Origin of the sequence: Rhizobium sp. WYCCWR 11146 (assembly GCF_013591995.1) — a bacterium.
Taxonomy (GTDB): Bacteria; Pseudomonadota; Alphaproteobacteria; order Rhizobiales; family Rhizobiaceae; genus Rhizobium; species Rhizobium indicum.
Genome location: NZ_JACCEY010000024.1, coordinates 346,942 through 368,544 on the forward strand (window position 1 = coordinate 346,942; position 21,603 = coordinate 368,544).

Sequence of the window (21,603 nt, forward strand, 5' to 3'; positions counted from 1 at the left end):
GCATGATCTCCACTATCGGGATCGCTGCCGGGGGCAGCACCGATCGTTCGAGGGGAGGGCGCGCCAGCGCCGCCGCACATGATGGCAAGGTTTGCCGCCGTTCTGCTTATCCCGCTGCTTGCCGCACCCGCGGCTGAAGCGGCATCCATCACCAACACCGATCCAGCTGCCGTCGTGCTCGTCATCACCGAGAGCGGCCAGCGCGTCGAGGTCGTGGTCGATGCCGGCGCTTCGGAAAACCTCTGTGCTTCCGGCTGCTTCATGACAACGCCCGACGGCGACCGCATCGGACTCGACGGCGGCGAGACGATCGACATCGTCAAGGGCTCGGCCGTCGTCAAGTAGCGCCCGTCCTGATTAATGCGCTCAAGCTTCTCGGGGATGGGGAACAGTTTCCGGCCGGGCAACCGGGCGCGTCAGCCGCATAATGGCGAAGAATGCGGCTACGGCGACGGTGCTGAGCAATGCAGCGATCGACAGCGACCACGATACGCCGAGATTACCCATCAGGAAGGCGAGCGCGAACGGCGCCATCGAGGAGACGACGAGACGGACCGACATGATTTGTCCTTGCCGCCGGCCGTAGCCATCGCTTCCGAAGAGCGCGAGCGGCAAGGTTCCGTAGACGATGCTGTTAAGGCCAGAGCCGAGGCCGAAGACGACGGCGAAGACCAGCGCGCCCGGCACCGAGGGTGCGGTGGCGATAAGGATGACAAGGGCTGCCGGCAGCAGGATGGCGCAGATGATCGCCAGCATCACTTGCGACAAGCTCTCGCCGAAGACCATGTTGATGAGGCGGCTCAGCACCTGTGACGGACCGAAGAGCGTCCCGACCACCACTGCCATGGCGCCGAGGCCGAGTGCCGACATGACAGGCACCATGTGAACCAGAAGTGCCGAGTTCACGAAGCTTTCCAAAGCAAAGCCCGTCACCATCAGGATAAAGGCCGGCCTGCGCACCGACGGCGGAAGGCTCGGCTCGACGCGTTTTGCGGTTTCGTGTGCATGTCGTCTCTTGGTTTGGCTGACGCCATGGGAGAGCCAAGCATGAATGGGAAGGCAGACGACGAGATTGAGCGCGGCGAAGATCAGATAGACGTTCTGCCATGAGAGATGCGCATGCAGCGCCGTGGTGATCGGCCAGAAGATGGTCGAGGCGAAGCCGGCGATCAGCGTCAGGTAGGTGATGCTGCGCTGTGCGACCTGCGGCCTGATCTGCACGAGCAGGGCGAAGGCTGCGCCATATTGCACCAGGTTCGAGGCGATCTCGATGCCGATCAATGCCGCGACGAAAGCGATCTTTCCCGGCGCGAAGGCGCAGGCGACGAGGGCGGCGGCGGCAATCGCCGAGCCTGATGTCATGATCCTGCCGGCGCCGAAGCGATCGATCCACGTGCCGATGAGAGGTGCGGCCAGACCGCCGATCAGAAGGGCCGCGGAGAGCGCGCCGAAGATCCATTCCGATGACCAGCCCAGATCACGGGCCATGTCAGGGGCGAGGATGCTGAAGCTGTAATAGAGCGATCCATAACCGATGATCTGCGTGAGCCCGAGCGCGGCGATGGCGGCTACCGGCGGTCGTTCGGTGCTGACAATTGTCATAGGGATCTGAGGCTCACGCGCTGTTCGAGCTTTTCGGCTTCTTCTTTCCGTTCGCTGTAGCGGTCGGTCAGATAGTTCGAGGCATCACGGGTCAGCAGCGTGAACTTCACCAGTTCCTCGCAGACGTCGACGACGCGGTCGTAATAGGATGAGGGTTTCATACGGCCGTCCGCGTCGAATTCCTGGAAAGCTTTGGCGACCGAGGACTGATTGGGGATAGTGATCATCCGCATCCAACGGCCAAGAATGCGGAGCTGGCTTATCGCATTGAAGGACTGGGAGCCGCCGGAGACCTGCATCACCGCCAGCGTCTTGCCTTGCGTCGGCCGGACCGAGCCGACCGACAATGGAATCCAGTCGATCTGCGCTTTCATGATGCCGGTCATCGCGCCATGACGTTCGGGGCTGACCCATACCTGGCCTTCAGACCATGCCGACAATTCACGCAGCTCCTGAACTTTTGGGTGGCTCGCCGGCGCCGCATCAGGCAGCGGCAGACCTTCCGGATTGAAGATGCGCACTTCGCAGCCGAAATATTCGAGCAGCCGCGCGGCCTCCTGTGCGAGGAAGCGGCTGTAGGACACTGCTCGCAGGGAGCCATAAAGGATCAAGATGCGCGGCTTGTGCGTCGAGAACGCCGGCCTGAGCGCGTCCATATCCGGTTGATGCAGATGCATCGGCGATACGGCAGGCAGATCAGACAATGCGCTTGCCTCCGGCATCGAGCACTTTCTCGCCGTCCTCCTTGGTGAAGGCGCCCTGATGCGTCTCCGGCAGGATTTCGAGGACAAGTTCCGACGGCCGCGACAGGCGCGTGCCGAGCGGCGTGATGACGAAGGGCCGGTTGATCAGGATCGGATCTTTCAGCATCGCGTCGAGCAATTGCTCGTCGGTAAGATCAGGGTTGTCGAGGCCGAGCTCCGCATAGGGCGTGCCCTTTTCGCGGATCGCCTCGCGAACGCTCAAACCTGCATCCGCAATCACCTTGATTAGCTGCTCGCGCGACGGCGGGTTTTTCATATATTCGATAACGTTCGGCTCAATGCCGGCGTTCTGGATCATCGCAAGCGTGTTGCGCGAAGTGCCGCATTCGGGGTTGTGATAGATCGTAACATCTATGGTCATGAGGCGGATTCCGTCTTGGTGAGGGTTTCAGGATCGCGGGCTTCCATCAGCAGCCATCCCGCAAGGATCAGCGCCAGCAAGGCGCCGAGGACTTCAGCGGCTATAAAGCCCGGTAGATCGATCGCGCGGATGCCGGAAAAGGTGTGCGTCAGCGATCGAGCAATCGCGACGGCGGGATTGGCAAAGGACGTGGAGGCGGTGAACCAATAGGCGGCGGTGATATAAAGGCCGACCAGCCATGCCACGGCATCGGCGCGATAGCGCACACCGGCTAAGATGACGAAGACGAGGCCGAAGGTTGCCGTCACTTCAGAGAGCCATTGCGCGCCGCCGGTGCGCACGGTTTCCGAGGCCTGCAGCACGGGAAGGGCGAACATCGCATGAGCGAGCAACGTCCCGGCAATGCCGCCGACGATCTGCGCCGCGATATAGGCGGGAAGGGAGGAGGCAGGCAGTTCGCGCCGGAGCGCAAACACCAGCGACACGACCGGATTGAAATGAGCCCCGGAAATCGGGCCTAAGATCGTGATCAGGACGACGAGGATTGCCCCCGTTGCCAGCGTATTGCCGAGCAGCGCAAGCGCCGTATCGTCCGTCAGGCTATCCGCCATGATGCCCGAGCCGACGACGGTTGCTACGAGCAGCATCGTGCCGAGCGCTTCGGCGACCAGTCGTCGAGACGGGGGGAACACCGGCGCGCTCATGCCGGCAGGCTCCGGACCATCAGGGCGGCCGATGCCGGGCACAGGCTTGCGGCCTGCCGCGTCGTCAGAATCTCGGCCGGCGCTTCATCGCGGGCGATCGAACGAAAACCGAGCGATTGAAAGAAGGGGGCGGCTGTTTCTGTCAACAGATAGGCGGCAGTTGCGCCTTTCCTTTGGGCCTGATCGAGCAGGCCACGGGTGATCGCATGGCCGAAGCCAAAACCTTGCTGATCGGACAGCACGACAATGGAACGGAGGAGTACAGTCTCGCCATAGAGTTCCAGCCCGCCGAAGCCGACCGTCTCGCCGCCACGTGAAAACCGATAGAAGCTTCGGCCGGCGTCTGTGAGGTCATCGACCGGAAGCCCGGCGCCTGCGAGCGCGCCGCGAAGTCTGTCGTCGTGCCCTTCCAAGGCCTGCTGGTTCAATTCGAAACCCATCAGCTCGCCTTGGGCTGTTTAATGCTGGCGCCTTCCATTGTGCCGATCTGGCGCAGGTGCGATTCCAGGGCGAGCTTGTCGATCGAGGAAAGAGGCAGGCTCAAAAAGGCGCTGATCCGGTTCTTGAGGAAGCGGGCGGCCTGCGCGAAAGCGCGGCCTTTGTCGACTTCGCTGCCCTCGACGACAGCGGGGTCCTCGACGCCCCAATGGGCGGTCATCGGATGACCGATCCAGACGGGACAAGCCTCGCCGGCAGCGCTGTCGCAAACCGTAAAGATGAAGTCCATCTCCGGAGCGCCCGGTTCGGCGAATTCGTCCCAGCTCTTCGAGCGGAAACCGACTGTTGGGTAGCCCTGCGCTGCAAGCTCCTTCAGCGCATAGGGATTGACTTCACCCTTCGGCTGACTGCCGGCCGAATAGGCCTTGAATCGACCCTTGCCTTCGGTCTCCAGGATGGATTCCGCCAGGATCGAGCGGGCAGAATTGCCCGTGCAGAGAAAGAGCACATTGTAAACGCGGTCAGGGGTCATTGCAGTTTCTCCTTCATTTTAGGGGTACAGCAGGCCGCAACCTCCGCGGCAGGTGCGCAGATTTCCGGATGCCCGGAACAGCAATCTTCCATCAGGAAGCGAACCAAGCCGCCAAGCGCCTCGTAGTTCGCGGTGTAAATGATCGACCGGGATTCACGCTGCTGCGCGATCAGGCCCGACCGTTCGAGCTCCTTCAGGTGGAAGGAGATATTAGAGGGCGAGACCTCCGCCTTTTCAGCGATCGCGCCTGCCGCCATGCCGTCGGGACCCGAAACTACGAGCATGCGGACGATGTGAAGGCGGGTTTCCTGCGAGAGCGCGCCGAATGCGATGAGGGCTTGACGTTGATCCATATTTCAATAATCCTTGAATCATTGAAACGAGGATTAGCGCAAATGAACGTCATCGACAACAGCAAAATTCAAGAGAACGACATCGATCTCGGCCTGCTGCTCAGTGTGCTTACCGGCGCCAAGGATTCTCCGCTGATTTTCTATTATGACGGCAAGGCGGTGAAGCCTGGCTATCACGTCACCGAGGTCAAGGCGGGCCAATTCTCAGGCCTGGATTGCGGCGCCAATCCCGAAGCGTGGGCGGAAATCTTCATCCAGCTCTGGGATATCGAGGAAGCCGACCGCACGCATATGCCGGCCGGCAAGTTCCATGCAATCATCCGCAAGGTTTCCGATCATGTGCAACTGGATGGTTCGGCGAAGCTGACCTTCGAAGTCAGCGACGGCGTGCGGCCAATGCAGCTTTATTGCGCGGCGATGCCGGTTCTTCGCGCCGGCGCCGTCCATGTAACGCTTTCGCCGCGGCCGGCAAGCTGCAAGCCGCGCGATCGCTGGCTGGCAGAGGAAAACAGCAGGGCGGCGGCCTGCTGCGGGCCACAAGCGGCAGCGAGCGGCTGCTGTGCGTAACGACACATAAGATCGCGCGGCAGGGCAGAGTGGCAGAGAGATCGGAAGTGTGTTGACTGACCACCAGTCAGTGATGTAGATGGAGGCTGCCGGTGTTATGCCGGCGGCATCCAGTTCACATCCGGAGATCGCCATGAGCGCGCAGACACTGTTGAACTCTCTGTTCCAATACAAAGCCAGCGTCGACGACGAGCTTCTCGATGCCTTGAACGCGCTCGGGGTGGAGGCGCGATCCGACGAGTTCCGATCGGCCCTTCGCGTCCTCAATCACGCCCATCTCGTCGATCGGATCTTCGCCGCCAATCTTCAACGGCTGGATCACTCCTATGCGGCGAGCTGGAGCAGCGAAGTGCCGGCTTTGGCGCAGTTGTCCTTCGATATCCAAGATACGGACCGTTGGTATATCGATTACACCTCGCGTATAACGCCCGAGGAAATGGAGGAGGTCGTCGACTTCACCTTCACCGATGGCGGACGCGGACGCATGTCCCGCGAGGAGATGCTGGCCCATGTGGTGACGCATGCCGGCTATCATCGCGGCGAAGTCGGTCGTCTGCTGCCTGAGATCGAGAGCACCGCAATGCGCGACGTGTTTACCGGCTACCTGCACAGGACCGATCCCACGCGCCGCCAATGAGAGTGGACTAGTCCTGCCGATGCCGGCCAATCCTGTTTCAAAACCGAGAACCAAACCCCCCGAAGAGCGGCGTGACGAGCTCATGACCGCGGCCGAGCGGCTGTTTCTGGAAAAGGGCCTGGAGCAGACCACGATCGAGGAGATCACGACCGGGGCGGGGGTCGCCAAGGGCACGTTCTACCTGCACTTCTCCTCGAAGGCTGATGTTCTTCAGGCACTGCGCGCCCGTTTCGTGCAGGGTGTGCTGGATGGCATCATCGTGGCGGTCGAAGGACGGAGGCAAGAGGATTGGTGCGGGAAGCTGGCGGCCTGGTCGACGGCATGCGCCACCGGCTATCTCGACGCGGCTGGGCTGCATCATCTCGCCTTCGTGGCAGCCCCTCCCGCAACAAAGGAGGGGCTTTCGCGCAATATCCTGATTGATCATCTGACCGAATTGCTTGCCGCCGGTGCTGGCGAGAATGCCTGGTCGGTCATTGATCCCGGCTTTACGGCGGTGTTTCTGTTCAACGCCCTGCACGGTGTGGTCAATCAGCCCGGCATCGCGGAGACACCGTCCGATCGTGCCGAATTGCTGGGCGCTATCGAGGCGCATTTCCTGCGCTCGCTGGATTTGCCGTCAGGCATTGATTGAGGGCCGGGCATTCCACCATCTGAGCACCCGCATCGCCCGGAGCGTCACCCACCGTGAGGGCTTGCCTTGCCCGTCATCGACCTCGAACCACACCCGACCGGCAGGGCTCTCGTCGAGCGGCCAACTGCCGTCCTGCAAGCGTCTGAAACGCAGGTGCTCGATCGCCACGCCGAGGCGCGGATCGGGATCGGCGCCGGTCAGGATCGCGCTGGCGCGGAAATAGTCGAGCGCGCGCAAAATGTCGTAGCGCCACCGGTTCGGATGCGGGAAGCGCAGGAAGCGTTCGTCGGCCGGCTCGCCGGTGCCAAGGCGGCGGAAGAGGTTGCGGGCCAGCAGAAACTCCTCACCCGTCCTGCGCGCCTCTCGAGACTGATGCGTGCCGCCGGTCGATCTCTGGTATTCCAGCAAACCTTCCAGCACATTGATGGTGCTGGCGAAAGACGAGCGGACGGAGCCATTGATCCGCTCGCAGTTCCAGCCACCGTCCTCGAGACGCTCGCCGGCCAGCCTGTCGACGATGGGTGAGACGTCGATCCCGAAATAGGCGCCATCGGCAACGGTGCGGCCGTTGATGCACTCTTCGACTTCGCCTTCCCAATAGGGCTGGCCGCCTTCTTCCCAACGGGCGTTGGCGCCGATCAATTTGACGGTGCGCTTGGCGCAATCGCAGGCGGGATCGAGACCGAATTCGCGCAATTGCGACAGCGAGAAGGTCGTGGCCGTCCACGGCTGGCCATGCTCCTTCCACTCGCGCGGGTCGAAACCGGCGGGCAGGAAGGCGCCGCCTGCCCATTGCCCGTCCTCGTCCTGGCAGGAGAGCAGCCTTGCGCCCCAGCCCTCGGTCTCGACTTTGGCCCGCTCAGTCATCCACTCCCGCTCCGGAGCATCGAGCAGGTCACGCATCACCTGCCATCGGATCGACGGGTCGGAGTCGAGAAGCCATGCGATTACCGGGTCGGATTGGATCATGGGCGAACCTGTCGGCGGGTCGGGGTCGATGGCTCGTTTATAATTGCTTCGGCCGAGCGGTGCCAGCCGGGTGGGCTCGTCGGCAGCCGTATTGCGCCAAGGAAGGCACGAAGCTGAAGATCAAAACCTCGGTTCGACCTATAATGCGACGGTTGTCGGCGAAAGCCTTTTCGATGCCGAGAATGCGGCGCTTCGCGCCCGATTTCTTAATCATATCCGCAAAGAAGTCGGAGGCAGCCCGATCGGGCCGCCTCTTCATTTATATCCAGGCGCGTCGATTAATAATTACTCAAATCAATTGATGTATCAGTTTGATCCGGGGACAGATTTTACATCAAAGGTTTGCTATGGCGTTTCTAGGTATTTCGGGGATGCAATATTCCGGGGAAATGTTTGCGGGTGCGCGTATTATTGTCGCGGAAGATTCCAACGTATTCACCTCGATGATCAGCAAACGCCTCAAGGAGCTGTTCGACATCGATGTCGAGATCTGCCGCAGCTTCGAGGATCTGCAGGTTTCCTACGACAAGTCTTCCGATCCGATCACGCTGGCGATCTCGAACATCAACCTGCCCGGCGCCGAAAACGGCGAAGCGCTCGAATATCTGGTCGATCTCTCCATCCCGACCATCGTTTTCACCGGCACCTTCCATGAAAACATGCGCGACAAGCTGATGGCCAAGGATATCGTCGACTATATCCTCAAGGACAATATCTTCGCCGTCGATCTTCTGGCGGAATCGATATGCCGCTTCCTCACCAATCATCGCCACCACGTGCTGATCGTCGACGATAGCGCGACCGCGCGGGCTTTGCTGTCGAGCCGGCTGAAGCGCTACAATTTCCGTGTCAGCGTCGCCGAGAGTGGCGGCAAGGCGCTGGAGATCCTGAAGGTCAACCGCGATATCGGCCTTGTCATCACCGACTACAACATGCCCGACATCGATGGCTTCGAACTGACGCGGCGCATCCGCGCCAGTATCGGCTCGCACGAACTGCGCATCATCGGCGTTTCCTCCTCTTCGAACCGGCTGCTTTCAGCACGATTCCTGAAGGCCGGCGGCAATGATTTCATGCTGCGTCCCTTCATCGACGAGGAGTTCTACTGCCGCGTCAACCAGAACCTCGATACGCTGCTGCAAATTCAATCGATGCGCAAGGAACGGGCGGTTGCCTGACGGCCCCTCCAGTATCGCCAGGGGGGCGGAAATGACGGTCGGGGACAGTCGTCGAATTTTTGCAATTACAAGTAATAGCGCCATTATTTGTCCCCTTCACGCGCACAGGCCTCTCGGTTATCGTCCCCGCCGGGGAGAGGGCCGAGTCGCGCCCGTCGGACGCATGGGGGAGTAGCGGCTGTGGCTTTTCAAGCGGATTTTCAGCGGGATGGTATCGGGTTACGCTCCGGCGGGCTTAAAATACTTCTGGTTGAAGATTCCCGGATGTTTTCCGCGGTGCTCTGTCACCGGTTCCAGACGGAACTCGGCCTTGCCGTCAAATCCTGCCCGTCGCTGAAGGCTCTTCGCAAGGAACTTGCCGACGACGCTCACGGCTACACCATGGCCGTCGTCGATCTCAACCTGCCGGATTCGCCCTATGGTGAAGCGCTCGACTGCACGATCGAGCACGATATCCCGGCGATCGTCTTCACCGCGACATTCGATCTCAACACGCGCAACAAGATCATGGAGCGCAATGTCATCGATTACGTGCTGAAGGACAATGAATTCGCGCTCGACAATCTGGTCGCCACCGTCCGGCGGGCGATCTCCAACCGCAAGACGCGGGTGCTCGTCGTTGACGATGTCGTCTCGGCGCGCCAGGTGCTCGTCGACCTCCTGAAGGCACAACAATATCTCGTCGTCGAGGCAAATTCGGGGCTCGAGGCGCTGGCAGCGCTCGAGGCCTACAGCGATATCGAGCTCGTCGTCACCGACCACCACATGCCCGATATGAGCGGCTACGAACTGACGCGGCGCATCCGCCATCGTTTCGGTTCGGACAGGCTGCGTGTCATCGGCGTTTCCTCTTCCAACGACCGCATGCTTTCGGCGAGTTTCCTCAAGGCCGGCGCCAGCGATTTCGTCTACCGGCCCTTCGTCGCCGAGGAGCTGCAATGCCGCATCGCCAACAATGCCGAAACGCTGGCGCAGATGCGGCAGCTGAGGGCAGCGGCGGCCTGCGACTATCTGACCGGCCTCTATAACCGCCGCTATTTCTACGACAACGGCCCGAAGCTGGTGAACGAGTGCCTGCGGTTGAAGGTGCCGAGTTCCGTCGCCATTCTCGATATCGACCATTTCAAGCGGCTGAACGATACCTATGGCCACGAGATCGGCGACAAGGTGCTGAAGGCTGTCGCAAACAGGCTGTTCACGATCTTCGAGGGCAGCGACAATCTTCTCTCGCGGCTCGGGGGTGAGGAATTCGCCATCCTCTTCCCGCAGATGGATTCGGCAGCCGCGACCAAGCTCTGCGACGAGATCCGCTCGGACATTTCGCGGCTGAAGGTCACGGCCGACGACGAGGAACTCGGCGTCACGATTTCGATCGGCATCGCCGAGATCGCCGGTTACGAAACCTTCGAGAATTACCTCAACGCCGCCGACCAGTTTCTCTACATGGCCAAACACAGGGGCCGCAACCAGGTCTATTCCGATGCCAAGATGACGGAAGAGGCGGCGCAATAGCGCCTCTGAGGCGGGGCCAAGCCGCCGCCCTCAATCTCAGGCGGCGACGATCTTTTGCGTCAGGCGAGATCAGCTTTTCAATGTCTCAATCGGCGACGGCTGTCTTATTGGTCTCAAGCGGCGACGGCCCGTCTTATTGTCTCAGGCGGCGACCGCCTGGCGCGCGGTCGCCATGGTCATCTTACGCTCGGCACGCTCCTGCTGCGGCGAGCGATGGTAGAGTTCGCGATAACACTTGGAGAAATGCGAGGCCGAGACGAAGCCGCATGCGACGGCGACCTCGACGACCGGCATCGAGGACTGCACCAGAAGGTGGCGCGCACGGTCAAGGCGGATTTCCAGATAGTAGCGGGCCGGCGAGCGGCCCATCTCCTGGCGGAACAGCCGTTCGATCTGGCGGCGCGAGAGGCCGGCGCCGTCGGCGATCTCGATCAGCGACAGCGGCTCGGCGAGATTGCCTTCCATCAGCTCGATGATCGACAGCACCTTGGCGTTCTGCACGCCGAGGCGGGCTCGCAGCGGCAGACGCTGGCGGTCGTGCGGATTGCGCACGCGGTCCGTCAGGTGCTGCTCGCAGATACGGTTGACAAGGCTTTCGCCGAAATCTTCGCCGACGAGGTTCAGCATCATGTCGAGCGAGGCGGTACCGCCGGCGCAGGTGTAGAGATTGCCGTCGATCTCGTAGAGATCGGCATAGACCTCCGCCTGCGGGAAGGCTTCCGAAAAGCCCGGCAGGTTTTCCCAGTGGATGGCGCAGCGCTTGCCGTTCAGGAGACCGGCCTGGGCAAGCACATGCGCGCCCGTACAGAGGCTGCCGACGGCGACGCCGCGATTGTAGCATTCACGCAGCCAGGCATTGACAGACTTGTTGTTAAACTGCTCGACATCGATGCCGGAACAGACGAGCACCATGCCCGGCCGGTTTTCGCCGCCAAGATGACGGCGCTCCTCGGCGAGCGAGGAATTGGCCTCGACGCCGATGCCGCAGGAGGAATAGACCTTTTCTCCATCGACGGAGGTCAGCCGCCAGGTATAGGCCTGATAGCCGAGCATGCGATTGGCGATACGCAAGGTGTCCACGGCCGCCGAAAAGGGCAGCATGGTGAATTGCGGTACCATAAAGAAGACTACCGAACGCTTCTTGATCTGCATCCTGTTCATAGCGAAATCCATGCTCGAGGGCGATGGCACATTCGTTGCGCGGAATGCGTCGCGCCGATGTCCTGAAAGCGACACTGGCATGGAAAAATGCGGCCGGGAAGAGCAAATATGCGACATCGCCGGCGATTTGGCCGATCAAACCGCCGGAATGGCCGTGGGCAGGCAGAAGGCAGGCTGATAGGCGGCTGGAATTTAATGTTGAAAATGGCTTAGGAATGGATGGTCAGACCACGAAAAAGGCGGCGTTGCACGAGGCAGGCGCCGCCCTTATCTTGGGAGGAATGTCGCATTCATTACATGGTCCGGTGTTTGTTGTCGTCCGTGCTCGGCCAGCCGATGTCCTTGCGAATGTCGAAGGGCATGGCTTCGATTTCGCGGGCCGTCTGCCAGCGCGTCCAGGCGAGCACAAGCTTACGGGCATAATGTGCCAGGTCGAAGCGGCTTTCGCTGGAGGTGAGGGACTTACCACCACCGCGATAGGTGAGCGTGGTCATTTTCCGGTTCCTTTCTTGGGTCAGGGACATGGTCGTCAATGGGAGGTTCGTCCATGTCCATGATCACAATATGGGCCTTGGAAACCCATCATTCAAACGAATAGAACTTATGGATAACATCAGAGATATTGAATGATCGTCGTGCGCCCGGCGGCTATCGGTGAACACGTTTTGCAGTCTTTTCACCGACCTTAATCCCCGGGCTTTCCACGCAGGGGGATAGCAAATCCGCAGCTGAGCATGACGCCGAAAACCGAGCGGCTTTCGGCGCGGTCTCTTTGATAAATCCGGGTTCAGATTTTTGGACTGGCCCGGCCGCAAGTCATCCTCATCTAATGTGCCGCAGTTGGGGTGATGATGCCAAGATTTCCAAGCCCGGCGACGATCAACTGGACGGCGACTGCGGTCAGCAGAATGCCGAAGACGACCTCTGAAACGATCATGGTGACTGGCTTCATACGCTTGGCGAGCTTGTCGATGTTGGTGAACACCAGATAGTCGAACGCGCCAACGATCAGGATCAGAGCGGTGACAAGTATCGCGCTGGCGATCGAGACGACTTCGCCGGAGGCGATGATGATGACCGTGATGCCGACAGGATTGAGCAGGTAGGGAACCGCGAGCGGAAATACGGCCAGCTTATCGGGATCGACGGGCGCCGCAAAGTCGTCGTGCGGCTTCTCTGTCGGTCCTGATGCCATCTTGATCGCGATCAGCGCGAGGATGATGCCGCCGGCGACGGCGACCGCGCCGCCCGTGATATGGAGAAGCCGCATCAGCAGAGCGCCGGTGGCGAAAAGGATCAGCGCCGTGACGACGGCGATCAGAACCATCTGGCGGCCTATGCGCACCTTGGTTTCGGTATCGAAGGCGTGAGTCTTTTCCAGAAACGGCACCAGGGCGATCTTCGGCCCCATGCCGATCAGAAGCAGCAGCAGAAGTTTTCCGACGAGTGCGGTGTCGATGACTGTGAAATCCATGGAACGTACCCTCTAAAATTTGTGATGCGAAAATCGGGGCCTCCCCACTTTGGGGAGGGAGGTGACGAAGAGGACCAAGGGGCTCGCCAGTCTTTCTGCGAGCCGCTCAGCGCGGGCATACGTCCCAGAAGCCCGTCGTCTTAGCGGGCGAGGTGTAGTACCAGCATTGACCGGATTGCGGAGGCGTACCTGCCAGTGAAACGGCGGCAGCTCCAGCGACGAAGCCGATGGCAGCACCTGCGGCGATGGCAGTGCCCGGACGCCAGTAGCGGCGTGGGGCGACGACGACGACGCCGCGCCGGACGGGCGGCCGTACGGCAGGCCGGGTGCGCCCGACTGCAGCGCATCCGCGCGGCCCGCAGGCTGCAGCACCACAGCCTCTCGGGCCGCATGCCGCTACGCCACGGCGTGCCGCTTCTGCCGTCGCGGGAACGAGGAGGGGCGCGCAGACCATCATCAGCACGGCAAGTGTCGCAAGCGTGTGCGACAGGATGTCCAGGATCTTCATCTCATTTCCTCCCATTGCTTTGTGTCCTGTTTCACGGCCTGAAGAGTGCCGCTCTCAGGCCGGGTTCGCGGCGGTCGCCGCACTCTGCGCTGCGAGCGTCTGCTGGGCAGCGGCTGCAACAGCGTCGTCCTTCCCGCCTGAGACCTGGACGGTCGGCACGGCGAGCTTGATGCCGTTTTCGTTGAAGGCCTGATGGATCATCCGCAGGGCTCGCCGCTTCAGCGTGAACTGCTCGCCCGGAAGCGTCATGACCTTCATCCGCAGAAGCAGGCCGGAGTCGCCCAGGCTGTCGATCCCCTGCATCTTCAGCGGCTCGATCGTGGTCGGTTTGAACTCCGGATCCTCGAACAGTTCCAGGCCGATCTTCTTGATGATCTTGCGGGCCTTCTCGATGTCGGAATCGTAGGTAATGGTGATCGTCATCTTCTCGATCACCCAGTCGCGGCTCATATTCTGGACGGCTCCGAGTTCGCTGAACGGGACGATGTAGACCGCGCCGCGGTGGTGCCTGAGCTTGATGGACCGCAAGCTGAAGGACTCGACGGTGCCCTTATAGCTGCCGCTCTGGATATATTCGCCAACCCGGAAGGCGTCGTCCAGCAGGTAGAACATCCCGCTGATGACGTCCTTGACCACGGTCTGTGCCCCGAAGCCGATGGCGACGCCGACCACGCCGGCACCTGCGATCAACGGGCCGATTTCCACGCCGAGCGACGACAATGCCATCATGATCGCGATGGCGACGAAGAGGATCATCAGGAAATTGCGAAGGATCGGCAGCAGGGTTCTGAGACGCGTGCGCCGCCGCTCCCGTTCGCTGCCGACCTCAAGGACGGCCTCGGTGTCGCCGAGCTTGCGATCGATCATGACCTTCACGACGCTCCAGGCGAGATCGACAATCAGGAGAATGATCCCAGCGCTAAGGAGGCCGCGCACGAGGCGTAGAAACGGCGAATCCTGCATCGTCATCTGCGTGAGCCTGATATCCAGGGCATCCGCGAGCAGAACGATCGCTCCGACGATCAGCGCTGCCCTGATACCGCGCTCGACGATTACCGAGACAACGGTGCCTTTCTTGTGGCCGTCCTCTTCCTCAGCGGAAGAGCGCAGAATATTGTTGACCGACGCCTTGGTGAGGGCGATGGCCCCGGGCAGGGCGGCACAGACCACCGCGATCCAGAACAGCTTCATGGCTCCCACCACCCATAGCAGCCAGACGGCGACGAAGTAGACCGTCCAGAGCCAGTTCCGCGCGCGCAGGCCGATCCGGCTGGCTTGGCCGGCAGACAATCGGGACGGACGTCTCCAAACAGCTTCGATGCCGATGACGAGCAGCACGAGGCCAAGCGAATAGGCCACGAGTTGCCGGGCCGGGACGGAAAAGCCGAGAGTGCCGAGCAGGCGGATGGTCACCCAGCCAAAGGCATACCAGCCAACGAGATAGCCCAGGCGTTTAGCCCAGTGGCCGGCGGCATCCTTGGTGATCGGGACGACACGGAACCGACCCTCTTCCTCCGCCCGTGGCGCCAGAAGCACGTCGAAAAACGCGCTCGCCAGGCGGAAGACGACGATCGCGAAGAGGTAACCGACGACGATCTCCCTGATAACAGGTGGCCATTGGAACAGCAGGAAGAAGCCGATGCTGCCAAGCCCGAAGGAGAGGACGTAACATGCCGTCCACAGAAGCCTCGCGGCCAGTGCGATCACCCTTTCGCGAACCGTGGCAAAGGGCGCGCGTGCCATCCACGAGCGCCAGCCGGCGCTGATCCACCAGAACAGCCATTGCGCGGCCAGCCCGACGGCGACGAAGGCCGCGACCAGGAAGATCGGCCGTGTCCCGCCGTTCGCCTGGATGTCCCGTTCGAGCACGGTCCCGCCGCGCATCGTCTCCAGGGGAAAGGATTGGATAGCGCCGAGAAGGCCGGAGGCGTGGGCACGGAACCGCATCGCGAATTCCGAGAATGAAGGGTCGGCGTTCGGGGTTTCAGAGGGCGTCTCCGCCGCGGTCTTGGCTGCTTGCGACTGCTGCTGCAGGAAGCGTTGGACATCAGGATCCGAGAACATCCCGATAAAGCGCTGGACGCTTTCCGGCTGTGGGCTTGCAGGCGTCACGCTCTGCGCCACGGCAATAGAGGCACAAAGGAGAACCGACGCCAGGGCAGCCCCAGTGAAAAGCGGTCTAAATATGCGGATCTTGGAAAGTAGTGGCATTGTCTATCCTGATCTCTATGAACGTCAGTTTGCCGGTTCCCGAACCGTCACTGCCTGCACGACTCCTTCGATCGGCCTCTGGCCATGCAGTCGGGCGCTCGCGGCTGCGTACCCACAGGACCCGTGAGGCCGCTGACTTGGCCGGCGTAGTTATCTCTGGTATCCGCATCGACGACGGCGACCGGGGCGGCAAGGATCAGGCCGGCTGCGCTGCCTGCCGCCGCCGCAGTGCTCGTCGTCGCGGCAAGGATCTTGTCCCCGAGCCCGACCTTGCTGTCGGTCAGCGTCTGGCCGTCGGAAATCCGCGCGCCGATGAGTTGAACGACCTCGGGCGATTCCGCAAATTTTCCGTGGTTCAGCCTGTCGCCCGCCTTGACCTTGGTGAGGTCGATCACCGTGATCTGGCTGTCGGCCAGTTCCTTCTTGAATGGGGCCTGCTCGGGATCGATGGCGCCGAGTCTGGCGACGTCGCCCCATACCCTGCGGGATACCGCGAGGGCACGATCGTCTCGCGAAACGAACAGGGTGAACTTAGGATGCTGCTTGCCCATGTCGATGATCTGCTGGCGGAAGACATCGACATCCACATCGGGCGAGGCCAGCATGACATTCTCGAACTTGGCAGGGAGGCGGCCGTTGCGGATCGCCATCTGGCGAAGCGCTTCCAGCGCCAGCCAGTTCCCCATGGAATGCGCCAGGATCGAGACTTCCTTCACCTCTGGGTCTTTGGCGAGATACTGGAAAAGTGTCTCCAAGGCGTTGCGCGTGTAGTTCGTGCTCTCCCTGTCATATCCGTATGCCAGCAGGCTGCCGCGCGACGGCCATGTCACCAGCACGGGCGCACTATGGACACCGGAATCCTTGATGATCTGGGCGAAGCGATAGACGGAATCTTCGAAACGGTTGTTGAAGCCATGGATGAATACCAGCACGCTGCGGTCGCGGCTCTTCCTGACTGAGGCGCTCAGCCATTTCTTGGCGTCGTCGCGCGTGATCTCCTCGGCTTTCAAGGTTGCGAAGTCGGTTGCCGGGTTGGATGGAAGTCTCCTCGGCCAGGCGACTTCGCCGATTTTGCGGACGTTCGCTGGGGGAATGGACACCGTGATGTCGGCAAAGGCCGGGGCGAGCGCGCGCTCGCCAGTGAACATCTCGCCTTTTATCGTGGAGCGGCTGCGCGTCGTGGTTACGAGTATATCGACTTTGGTGGAGTTCGGCGCGCTATCGGCAACGGGGATGAGTACGTTCTTGGGGTGGCCGCCACATCCGGCCAATGCGCAGAGCAGCAGGAGAGCCGAGATCCATTTCAGACCTGGGGAGGGGCTTGGTCGAATTCGGCCATCGTGACATTTTGTGCTCACTGTTGTTCCTCATAGCCCTGTCAAGTTCGGGCAGGCCTCGACGCCACGCGCCGCGGCGGTCGAAGTCGGCACTAGGCGAGACTATGCGAAGACGAGATGGCTTACCCGTATGATCGGGTATGTTACGGTCGGGGAGACAGTGTCAGCGGGGTTGCAGATCCGAGGTGGCGGCGCTCGACGCAATTGCATCGGGATCGGGCACCGTCATCCCCGCCTCGCGAAGTCCTTCGATCAGGCGGTCGCGATCTTCAGGCTGCATGTTGCGCATCGCGAGTTCCGTTACAATGTTCGGCAGGAAGTCAGGTCGCATGCTGACGAACACCTGTCCTTCCCGGCGGGCGTCGTCCATCATGCCTGCCTCGGCGTAGATGATGGCGGCGACAACATGGAAGAGAGGGAACTTCTGCATGTTCGCCTGCCTGATCTCCAGTACGGCGGTTTGGTTGTCGCGGAGCATGTAGGCGGCCAGGGCTCGCGTTCCGTGGTAGAAGCCGCCGCTGCCTGGATTGAGGGCGATGGCCTGGTCGAGGAGGGCTGCTCCACGCTGCCACTGGCCAGCGATCGCAAGCCGCGTTCCGAACTCGCCCATCAGTTCGGTGTCATTGGGGTTGGTGGCGAGCGCCTGCTCGCCCACCCGAAGTGATTCAGCGAGCTGCCTGTCGAAGAACAGCGCCGTCATCAGCGCTTGTAGTCCGCGTGTATTGTTCGGATCGATCTGCGTTGCGCGCCTGGCGGCATCGAGTGCACGCTGTATGGCTGAACCCTGGCCCGGTGTCGGATTGAACTTGTAGCGGTCCTCATCGAGATAGACGATCGACAGCATTGCCCAGGCGGTCGCGTAGCTCGGAAACCGCGCCAGTGCGGCCTCGAGGCAATCCCGCACGCGCGCATGTGCTTCGCCGCTCAGTTCCGAACGATAGGCATAGAAGCGCAGAGTGCACTCATACGCACCGAGATCGTCCGGCGGCGGACTGGCGGAGTCGACCTGTGCCATGACCCCGTAGGGTTGGGCAATGGCGGTCGCCACCTTTCTGGCGACATCCGTCTGGATCGCAAACAGGTCTCCTGATGCGAGATCATTGTCATAGTTCTCCGACCAGAGGATCTCGCCGTCCGACGTATCGAGCAATCTGGCCGTCACACGAAGACGCTTGCCCGACGTGCGTACCCCGCCGGCAAGGAGATAGCGTGCGCCGAATTCGGCCCGGATCTCCGATGCGCCCACATCCGCGGGAAGGGACTTGGAGGTCTCGCGGCCGAAGACCTTGATCTCCTTGAACCGTGGCAGGATGGTCATCAGTTCCTCGGTCAGGCCGGCAGTGTAGAGCTGCGCCTCCGGCCCTTCGCCGAGATTGGCAAACGGGGCTATCACGAGGGCCGGGCGATCGGGCGAAAGGCTCGAAACGCGTTCGAGCGACGGAGCGGGTGACCGTGTCCCGATCCAATAGAGCGAAATAGCCACCGCAGCGAGGGCAGCGGCACCCGGCAATAGGACCCGCCTTGCGCGCAACCAACGTCCGGAGCGAACCTCAGAGGGCGATGTTTCGTCAGCTTCGTCATCTCCAGCGTCGACTGACGCCGGACAGGACCAGGTGAAGGTTGGAACATATCCGCCTTTGGGAATGTCGATCCTGACCGGATCATGCTGTCCGGCGACGAGATAATAGCGCTCGAGTGATCGCCGCAACCGCCCAGCCTCGATCCTGACCACCGGATCGTCCTGGGTGAAGCCGGCATCTCGGCCGAAGACCTCGATCGCGATCGAATAGGCTTTGATCCGGTTGCCCCGACCCTCAAGGGTTTCCGAGACGACATAGCGGAGAAACGCTGCGGCGCGCCCGATGCCTGGAAATTCGGGGCTGGAGACGACACGTTCCAGTTGCTCCCTGATATCGTCGGCTTGAGGCGCCGGCCCTAAAAGAATGGGTGCTGCAGACCCCTCTGCTGGTATCCACGTCTGCATGTCTGCCCCAATCCCCCGTTGAGTCACGTCACTGCCAGACCGTATGTTACGGTAACATACTCCACGAACCCTGCGTCGTCCATGAAGATTGGGCCGGGCACACGTTGCAAAGGCAGCGTCCAAATGCCGTGAGGAGTAAACCATGGACGAAGGCATGACCGCAGTCCGTCGGCAATTTCCAGCCAGGATCAAGGCGATCGATGATCTCTCTGCCCGCAGTGAGGATTTTCGGGAAATATGCAGGGACTTTGCCGACGCCCAATCGGCGCTGCAGAAATGGAACGTCTCAACCGACCCAAAGCGCGGCGAGCGCGTCGTCGAATACCAGGAGCTGATCGCAGAACTCTCCAAGGAGATAGAGGGCGCGCTTGACGCCTCGCTACCGCCACCTCGCTGATATACGCGACCGCCCCCCGGGCGGCCAGCCATCGCGAGGCGTATGTTACGGTTACCTACTTGCGTTCCATCGCCCGGTAACGACCATCGCGACAGACGTCCGGCGTTGAAACTTTACGCTTCCACGAAACGAAACGCTTCCGAAGGATATTGCCGTGGTTTCCGAAAACTTGGACGAGCCTGCCATTTCCCCAGCGCCTCGGAATCCACTCCGCAGGATAGCCCTCATTGTCGTCCTTCTGGCGCTCGTCCTGTTCGTCCTCTCCGTCTTCATGGAGCGGCGCACGCCATCTACCTCGCAGGCTCAAGTTCAGGCCTATATCGTCGGCATCGCGCCCGAAGTCACCGGCCGGGTGGTGGAAGTGGGAGTCGTCGACAACTCGAGGGTCGACGCCGATCAGGTTCTCTTCCGTATCGATCCCGAGCGCTACGAGCTCGCGGTCAGTGAGGCCGAGGCGAGCCTTGCAAGTGTCGGCCAGTCGATGGGCGCGTCAACGGCCGCTGTCGATGCGGCGCAGGCAAAGCTCGTAACGGCCCAGGTCGATCGGGACAATCTTCGCGAACAATCTGCGCGCGCCGAAGAGCTGCAAAAGAGGGGCGTGTATTCCAAAGCGCGGGCTGATTCAACCAAATCGGCTTTCGGTCAGTCAGAGGCGGCCGTCACCGGTGCTGAGGCCGAGCTGGCCAAGGCCAAGGAGCAGCTCGGGCCGAGCGGAAATGACAATCCGCAGCTCCGGGCAGCTCTGGCAGCACTCGAAAAGGCACGACTCGATCTGGTGCGGACCACCGTTCAGGCACCCTCGGCCGGGGTCGTGACCAACCTCCAACTTACAACCGGTAAGGTCGTGTCGGCTGGACAGCCAGCCATGACCTTCATCGATGCTGGCACGATCTGGATCACCGCCGCCTTCAAGGAGAACAGCCTTGAGAATGTAGCAGTCGGCAACCGGGCGGAAGTCCTTTTCGACGCGCTTCCCGGTCGGGTGTTTCCGGCGCAAGTCGAGAGCGTTGGTTTCGGCGTATCGCAGGGCAGCACGGACCCGAACACCGGATTGCCGACGATCCGGAGTGATAGCGGCTGGGTCCAGGAGCCGCAGCGGTTTCCAGTCCGGCTCATCATCGAGGAGGCGCAGCGGCCCAAGGGCGGCGTGCGCTACGGCTCGCAGGCGACCGTCGTCATCTACACGGGCGACAACCCGATCACCAATGCCTGGGGATCGCTCTGGATCCGCATCGTGTCGGTGCTGACCTATGTTCGCTGAGAGGAGCCCCGCGGTCGAGCAGCAGAAACGCAAGGGGCTTCGGGTTGCGTTCGCGGTCTCCATCGGCTTCACGCTGGCAGTCTATGCCGGGGCCATCGTGCCGTTCCTCGGTCCGCTCTTTGCCGCCCAGTTTCTGCTCGGCAGCTCGCGGCCCATGCCGCTCGGCAAGACCATCGGCGCGGCGATCGTCATCCTGATCGCCGGGATGGCGATGATGGTTCTGACCAACGTGCTCGGCGACCGTCCGGCGCCGTTCCTTCTGATCCTGGGGCTAACTTATTTTGCGTGCTTCGCCGCACAGTCGACGGGAAAGGGAGGACCGGCCGTCTTTCTCGTGCTCGTTGTTTCGATCATCGTGCCTCTGCTCGGCATCCTGAACAAGGAGCTCGCCAATTCCATCCTGTCCATCCTGGTCGCCGGGGTGTTGTCAGGTGCGGTTCTGATGTGGCTCGCCCATGCGGTCTTTCCCGAGCCGTTCTCCCAGGAGGTCGAGGCGGTGGCGATCGACGAGCGGCCGCCGGCCTTGCTTCGGGCGCTGGCAAACACAGTCATCCTCTTGGGCTCCGTCGTGATCTGCCTGACGAGCGACAACCTGACGGCTGCGGCAGTCATTCCGATCACCGTGGCGTCGTTGCTCGGACAGCTCGACGTTGGTGCGAGCGGGCGGGCAGCGATGGGGCTCGTGCTCGTCAATCTGTTTGGTGGGGTGCTCGCCTCCGTCGCTTATGCCGCGCTGTCGCTGCGCCCTAATCTCCTCTCGATCTTCCTCATCGTTCTCGTTGTCGTCCTCCTGCTCGGAGGGCGCGCAGCTGCCCGGTCAAAGGACGCCCCGGTTTTTGCTGGCGCCCTGACGACATTCCTGATCCTCTTTGGCCTCGGGGTCTCGCCTCTGCCGGGGAGTGCGGCAGAATCCTTCGCCACCCGTATCGTCTATGTCGCGGCGGCCTTGATCTACGCACTTCTATTTGCCGCGATCCTGTGGCCACGGGCCAGCAACGCGGAGAGGATTTCGGCATGAC

Annotated in this window: 24 protein-coding genes; 9 read left to right on the forward strand and 15 right to left on the reverse strand. The window is 61.5% G+C overall.

Features of this window, described 5'->3' with window-relative positions:
• The first annotated feature begins 78 nt into the window (after positions 1–78).
• The gene (locus HX899_RS21515; RefSeq protein WP_064250899.1) at positions 79–345 is read left to right on the forward strand and encodes a hypothetical protein; all 267 of its coding nucleotides are present in this window, start codon (positions 79–81) and stop codon (positions 343–345) included.
• A gap of 21 nt (positions 346–366) precedes the next feature.
• Here HX899_RS21515 and arsK read toward each other — a convergent pair whose 3' ends face one another.
• Genes arsK through HX899_RS21550 form a run of 7 tightly spaced genes read right to left on the reverse strand, consistent with a single transcriptional unit; the run spans position 367 to position 4,754 of the window.
• A complete protein-coding gene (gene arsK / locus HX899_RS21520; RefSeq protein ID WP_171598624.1) occupies positions 367–1,602 on the reverse strand; it encodes an arsenite efflux MFS transporter ArsK in 1,236 nt (411 codons plus the stop codon).
• Positions 1,599–2,324, reverse strand: coding sequence for an arsenical resistance protein ArsH (gene arsH, locus HX899_RS21525; protein WP_171598625.1), 726 nt, complete (start codon positions 2,322–2,324; stop codon positions 1,599–1,601). The genes arsK and arsH overlap by 4 nt, the downstream gene beginning before the upstream one ends.
• Entirely contained in the window at positions 2,299–2,727 is a 429-nt protein-coding gene (gene arsC / locus HX899_RS21530) for an arsenate reductase (glutaredoxin) (protein WP_138329099.1), read from the reverse strand. The genes arsH and arsC overlap by 26 nt, the downstream gene beginning before the upstream one ends.
• Complete coding sequence (locus HX899_RS21535) at positions 2,724–3,431, reverse strand: MIP/aquaporin family protein (protein ID WP_181293355.1); 708 nt, start codon at positions 3,429–3,431, stop codon at positions 2,724–2,726. The genes arsC and HX899_RS21535 overlap by 4 nt, the downstream gene beginning before the upstream one ends.
• Entirely contained in the window at positions 3,428–3,871 is a 444-nt protein-coding gene (gene arsN2 / locus HX899_RS21540; protein WP_138329101.1) for an arsenic resistance N-acetyltransferase ArsN2, read from the reverse strand. The genes HX899_RS21535 and arsN2 overlap by 4 nt, the downstream gene beginning before the upstream one ends.
• A complete protein-coding gene (locus tag HX899_RS21545; RefSeq protein ID WP_017988649.1) occupies positions 3,871–4,401 on the reverse strand; it encodes an arsenate reductase ArsC in 531 nt (176 codons plus the stop codon). Before HX899_RS21545 ends, arsN2 begins: the two co-directional genes overlap by 1 nt.
• Positions 4,398–4,754 (reverse strand): helix-turn-helix transcriptional regulator, encoded by a 357-nt coding sequence (locus tag HX899_RS21550; RefSeq protein ID WP_003540616.1) that lies wholly within the window; start codon positions 4,752–4,754, stop codon positions 4,398–4,400. Before HX899_RS21550 ends, HX899_RS21545 begins: the two co-directional genes overlap by 4 nt.
• A 42-nt stretch (positions 4,755–4,796) precedes the next feature.
• Between HX899_RS21550 and HX899_RS21555 the strand changes: the two genes are divergently transcribed.
• The 3 genes from HX899_RS21555 (at position 4,797) to HX899_RS21565 (ending at position 6,592) form a co-directional block, all read left to right on the forward strand.
• Complete coding sequence (locus HX899_RS21555; protein WP_138329102.1) at positions 4,797–5,321, forward strand: DUF6428 family protein; 525 nt, start codon at positions 4,797–4,799, stop codon at positions 5,319–5,321.
• Between the two features lie 133 nt (positions 5,322–5,454).
• Entirely contained in the window at positions 5,455–5,958 is a 504-nt protein-coding gene (locus HX899_RS21560) for a DinB family protein (protein ID WP_138329103.1), read from the forward strand.
• A 19-nt stretch (positions 5,959–5,977) separates the two neighbouring features.
• Positions 5,978–6,592: a TetR/AcrR family transcriptional regulator gene (locus HX899_RS21565; RefSeq protein WP_138387441.1), complete on the forward strand. Its 615-nt coding sequence runs from the start codon at positions 5,978–5,980 to the stop codon at positions 6,590–6,592.
• Here the strand turns inward: HX899_RS21565 and HX899_RS21570 are convergent.
• Positions 6,578–7,561, reverse strand: a complete 984-nt coding sequence (locus HX899_RS21570; protein WP_138387442.1) for a squalene cyclase — start codon at positions 7,559–7,561, stop codon at positions 6,578–6,580. The two genes, HX899_RS21565 and HX899_RS21570, sit on opposite strands and share 15 nt — an antisense overlap.
• A gap of 347 nt (positions 7,562–7,908) precedes the next feature.
• Between HX899_RS21570 and HX899_RS21575 the strand changes: the two genes are divergently transcribed.
• A complete protein-coding gene (locus tag HX899_RS21575) occupies positions 7,909–8,739 on the forward strand; it encodes a response regulator (RefSeq protein ID WP_138387444.1) in 831 nt (276 codons plus the stop codon).
• A 180-nt stretch (positions 8,740–8,919) separates the two neighbouring features.
• On the forward strand, positions 8,920–10,251 hold the full coding sequence (locus HX899_RS21580) for a diguanylate cyclase (protein WP_003540608.1): 1,332 nt from the start codon (positions 8,920–8,922) through the stop codon (positions 10,249–10,251).
• A 141-nt stretch (positions 10,252–10,392) separates the two neighbouring features.
• On the opposite strand, the gene HX899_RS35595 is transcribed toward HX899_RS21580, so the two are convergent.
• The 7 genes from HX899_RS35595 to HX899_RS21615 all read right to left on the reverse strand — a co-directional run bounded on the left by HX899_RS35595 (position 10,393) and on the right by HX899_RS21615 (position 18,926).
• Entirely contained in the window at positions 10,393–11,412 is a 1,020-nt protein-coding gene (locus HX899_RS35595) for a GlxA family transcriptional regulator (protein ID WP_003540607.1), read from the reverse strand.
• A gap of 293 nt (positions 11,413–11,705) precedes the next feature.
• Entirely contained in the window at positions 11,706–11,906 is a 201-nt protein-coding gene (locus tag HX899_RS21590; RefSeq protein WP_026157393.1) for a hypothetical protein, read from the reverse strand.
• Between the two features lie 332 nt (positions 11,907–12,238).
• Positions 12,239–12,886 carry a MarC family protein gene (locus HX899_RS21595; protein WP_138329108.1) on the reverse strand — a complete coding sequence of 216 codons (648 nt, stop codon included), beginning with the start codon at positions 12,884–12,886 and terminating at the stop codon, positions 12,239–12,241.
• Between the two features lie 106 nt (positions 12,887–12,992).
• A complete protein-coding gene (locus HX899_RS21600) occupies positions 12,993–13,394 on the reverse strand; it encodes a hypothetical protein (RefSeq protein WP_138329109.1) in 402 nt (133 codons plus the stop codon).
• A 54-nt stretch (positions 13,395–13,448) separates the two neighbouring features.
• Positions 13,449–15,605, reverse strand: a complete 2,157-nt coding sequence (locus tag HX899_RS21605) for a mechanosensitive ion channel family protein (RefSeq protein ID WP_181293356.1) — start codon at positions 15,603–15,605, stop codon at positions 13,449–13,451.
• Positions 15,606–15,652: 47 nt separating this feature from the next.
• Entirely contained in the window at positions 15,653–16,963 is a 1,311-nt protein-coding gene (locus HX899_RS21610; RefSeq protein ID WP_138329111.1) for an alpha/beta hydrolase, read from the reverse strand.
• A 142-nt stretch (positions 16,964–17,105) separates the two neighbouring features.
• A complete protein-coding gene (locus HX899_RS21615; protein WP_138387447.1) occupies positions 17,106–18,926 on the reverse strand; it encodes an adenylate cyclase in 1,821 nt (606 codons plus the stop codon).
• Between the two features lie 142 nt (positions 18,927–19,068).
• Between HX899_RS21615 and HX899_RS21620 the strand changes: the two genes are divergently transcribed.
• The 3 genes from HX899_RS21620 to HX899_RS21630 all read left to right on the forward strand — a co-directional run bounded on the left by HX899_RS21620 (position 19,069) and on the right by HX899_RS21630 (position 21,602).
• A complete protein-coding gene (locus HX899_RS21620; RefSeq protein ID WP_138329113.1) occupies positions 19,069–19,323 on the forward strand; it encodes a hypothetical protein in 255 nt (84 codons plus the stop codon).
• A 154-nt stretch (positions 19,324–19,477) separates the two neighbouring features.
• Complete coding sequence (locus tag HX899_RS21625) at positions 19,478–20,584, forward strand: HlyD family secretion protein (protein ID WP_138387448.1); 1,107 nt, start codon at positions 19,478–19,480, stop codon at positions 20,582–20,584.
• Positions 20,574–21,602, forward strand: a complete 1,029-nt coding sequence (locus HX899_RS21630; RefSeq protein WP_138329115.1) for a DUF2955 domain-containing protein — start codon at positions 20,574–20,576, stop codon at positions 21,600–21,602. Before HX899_RS21625 ends, HX899_RS21630 begins: the two co-directional genes overlap by 11 nt.
• Position 21,603: the final 1 nt, after the last annotated feature.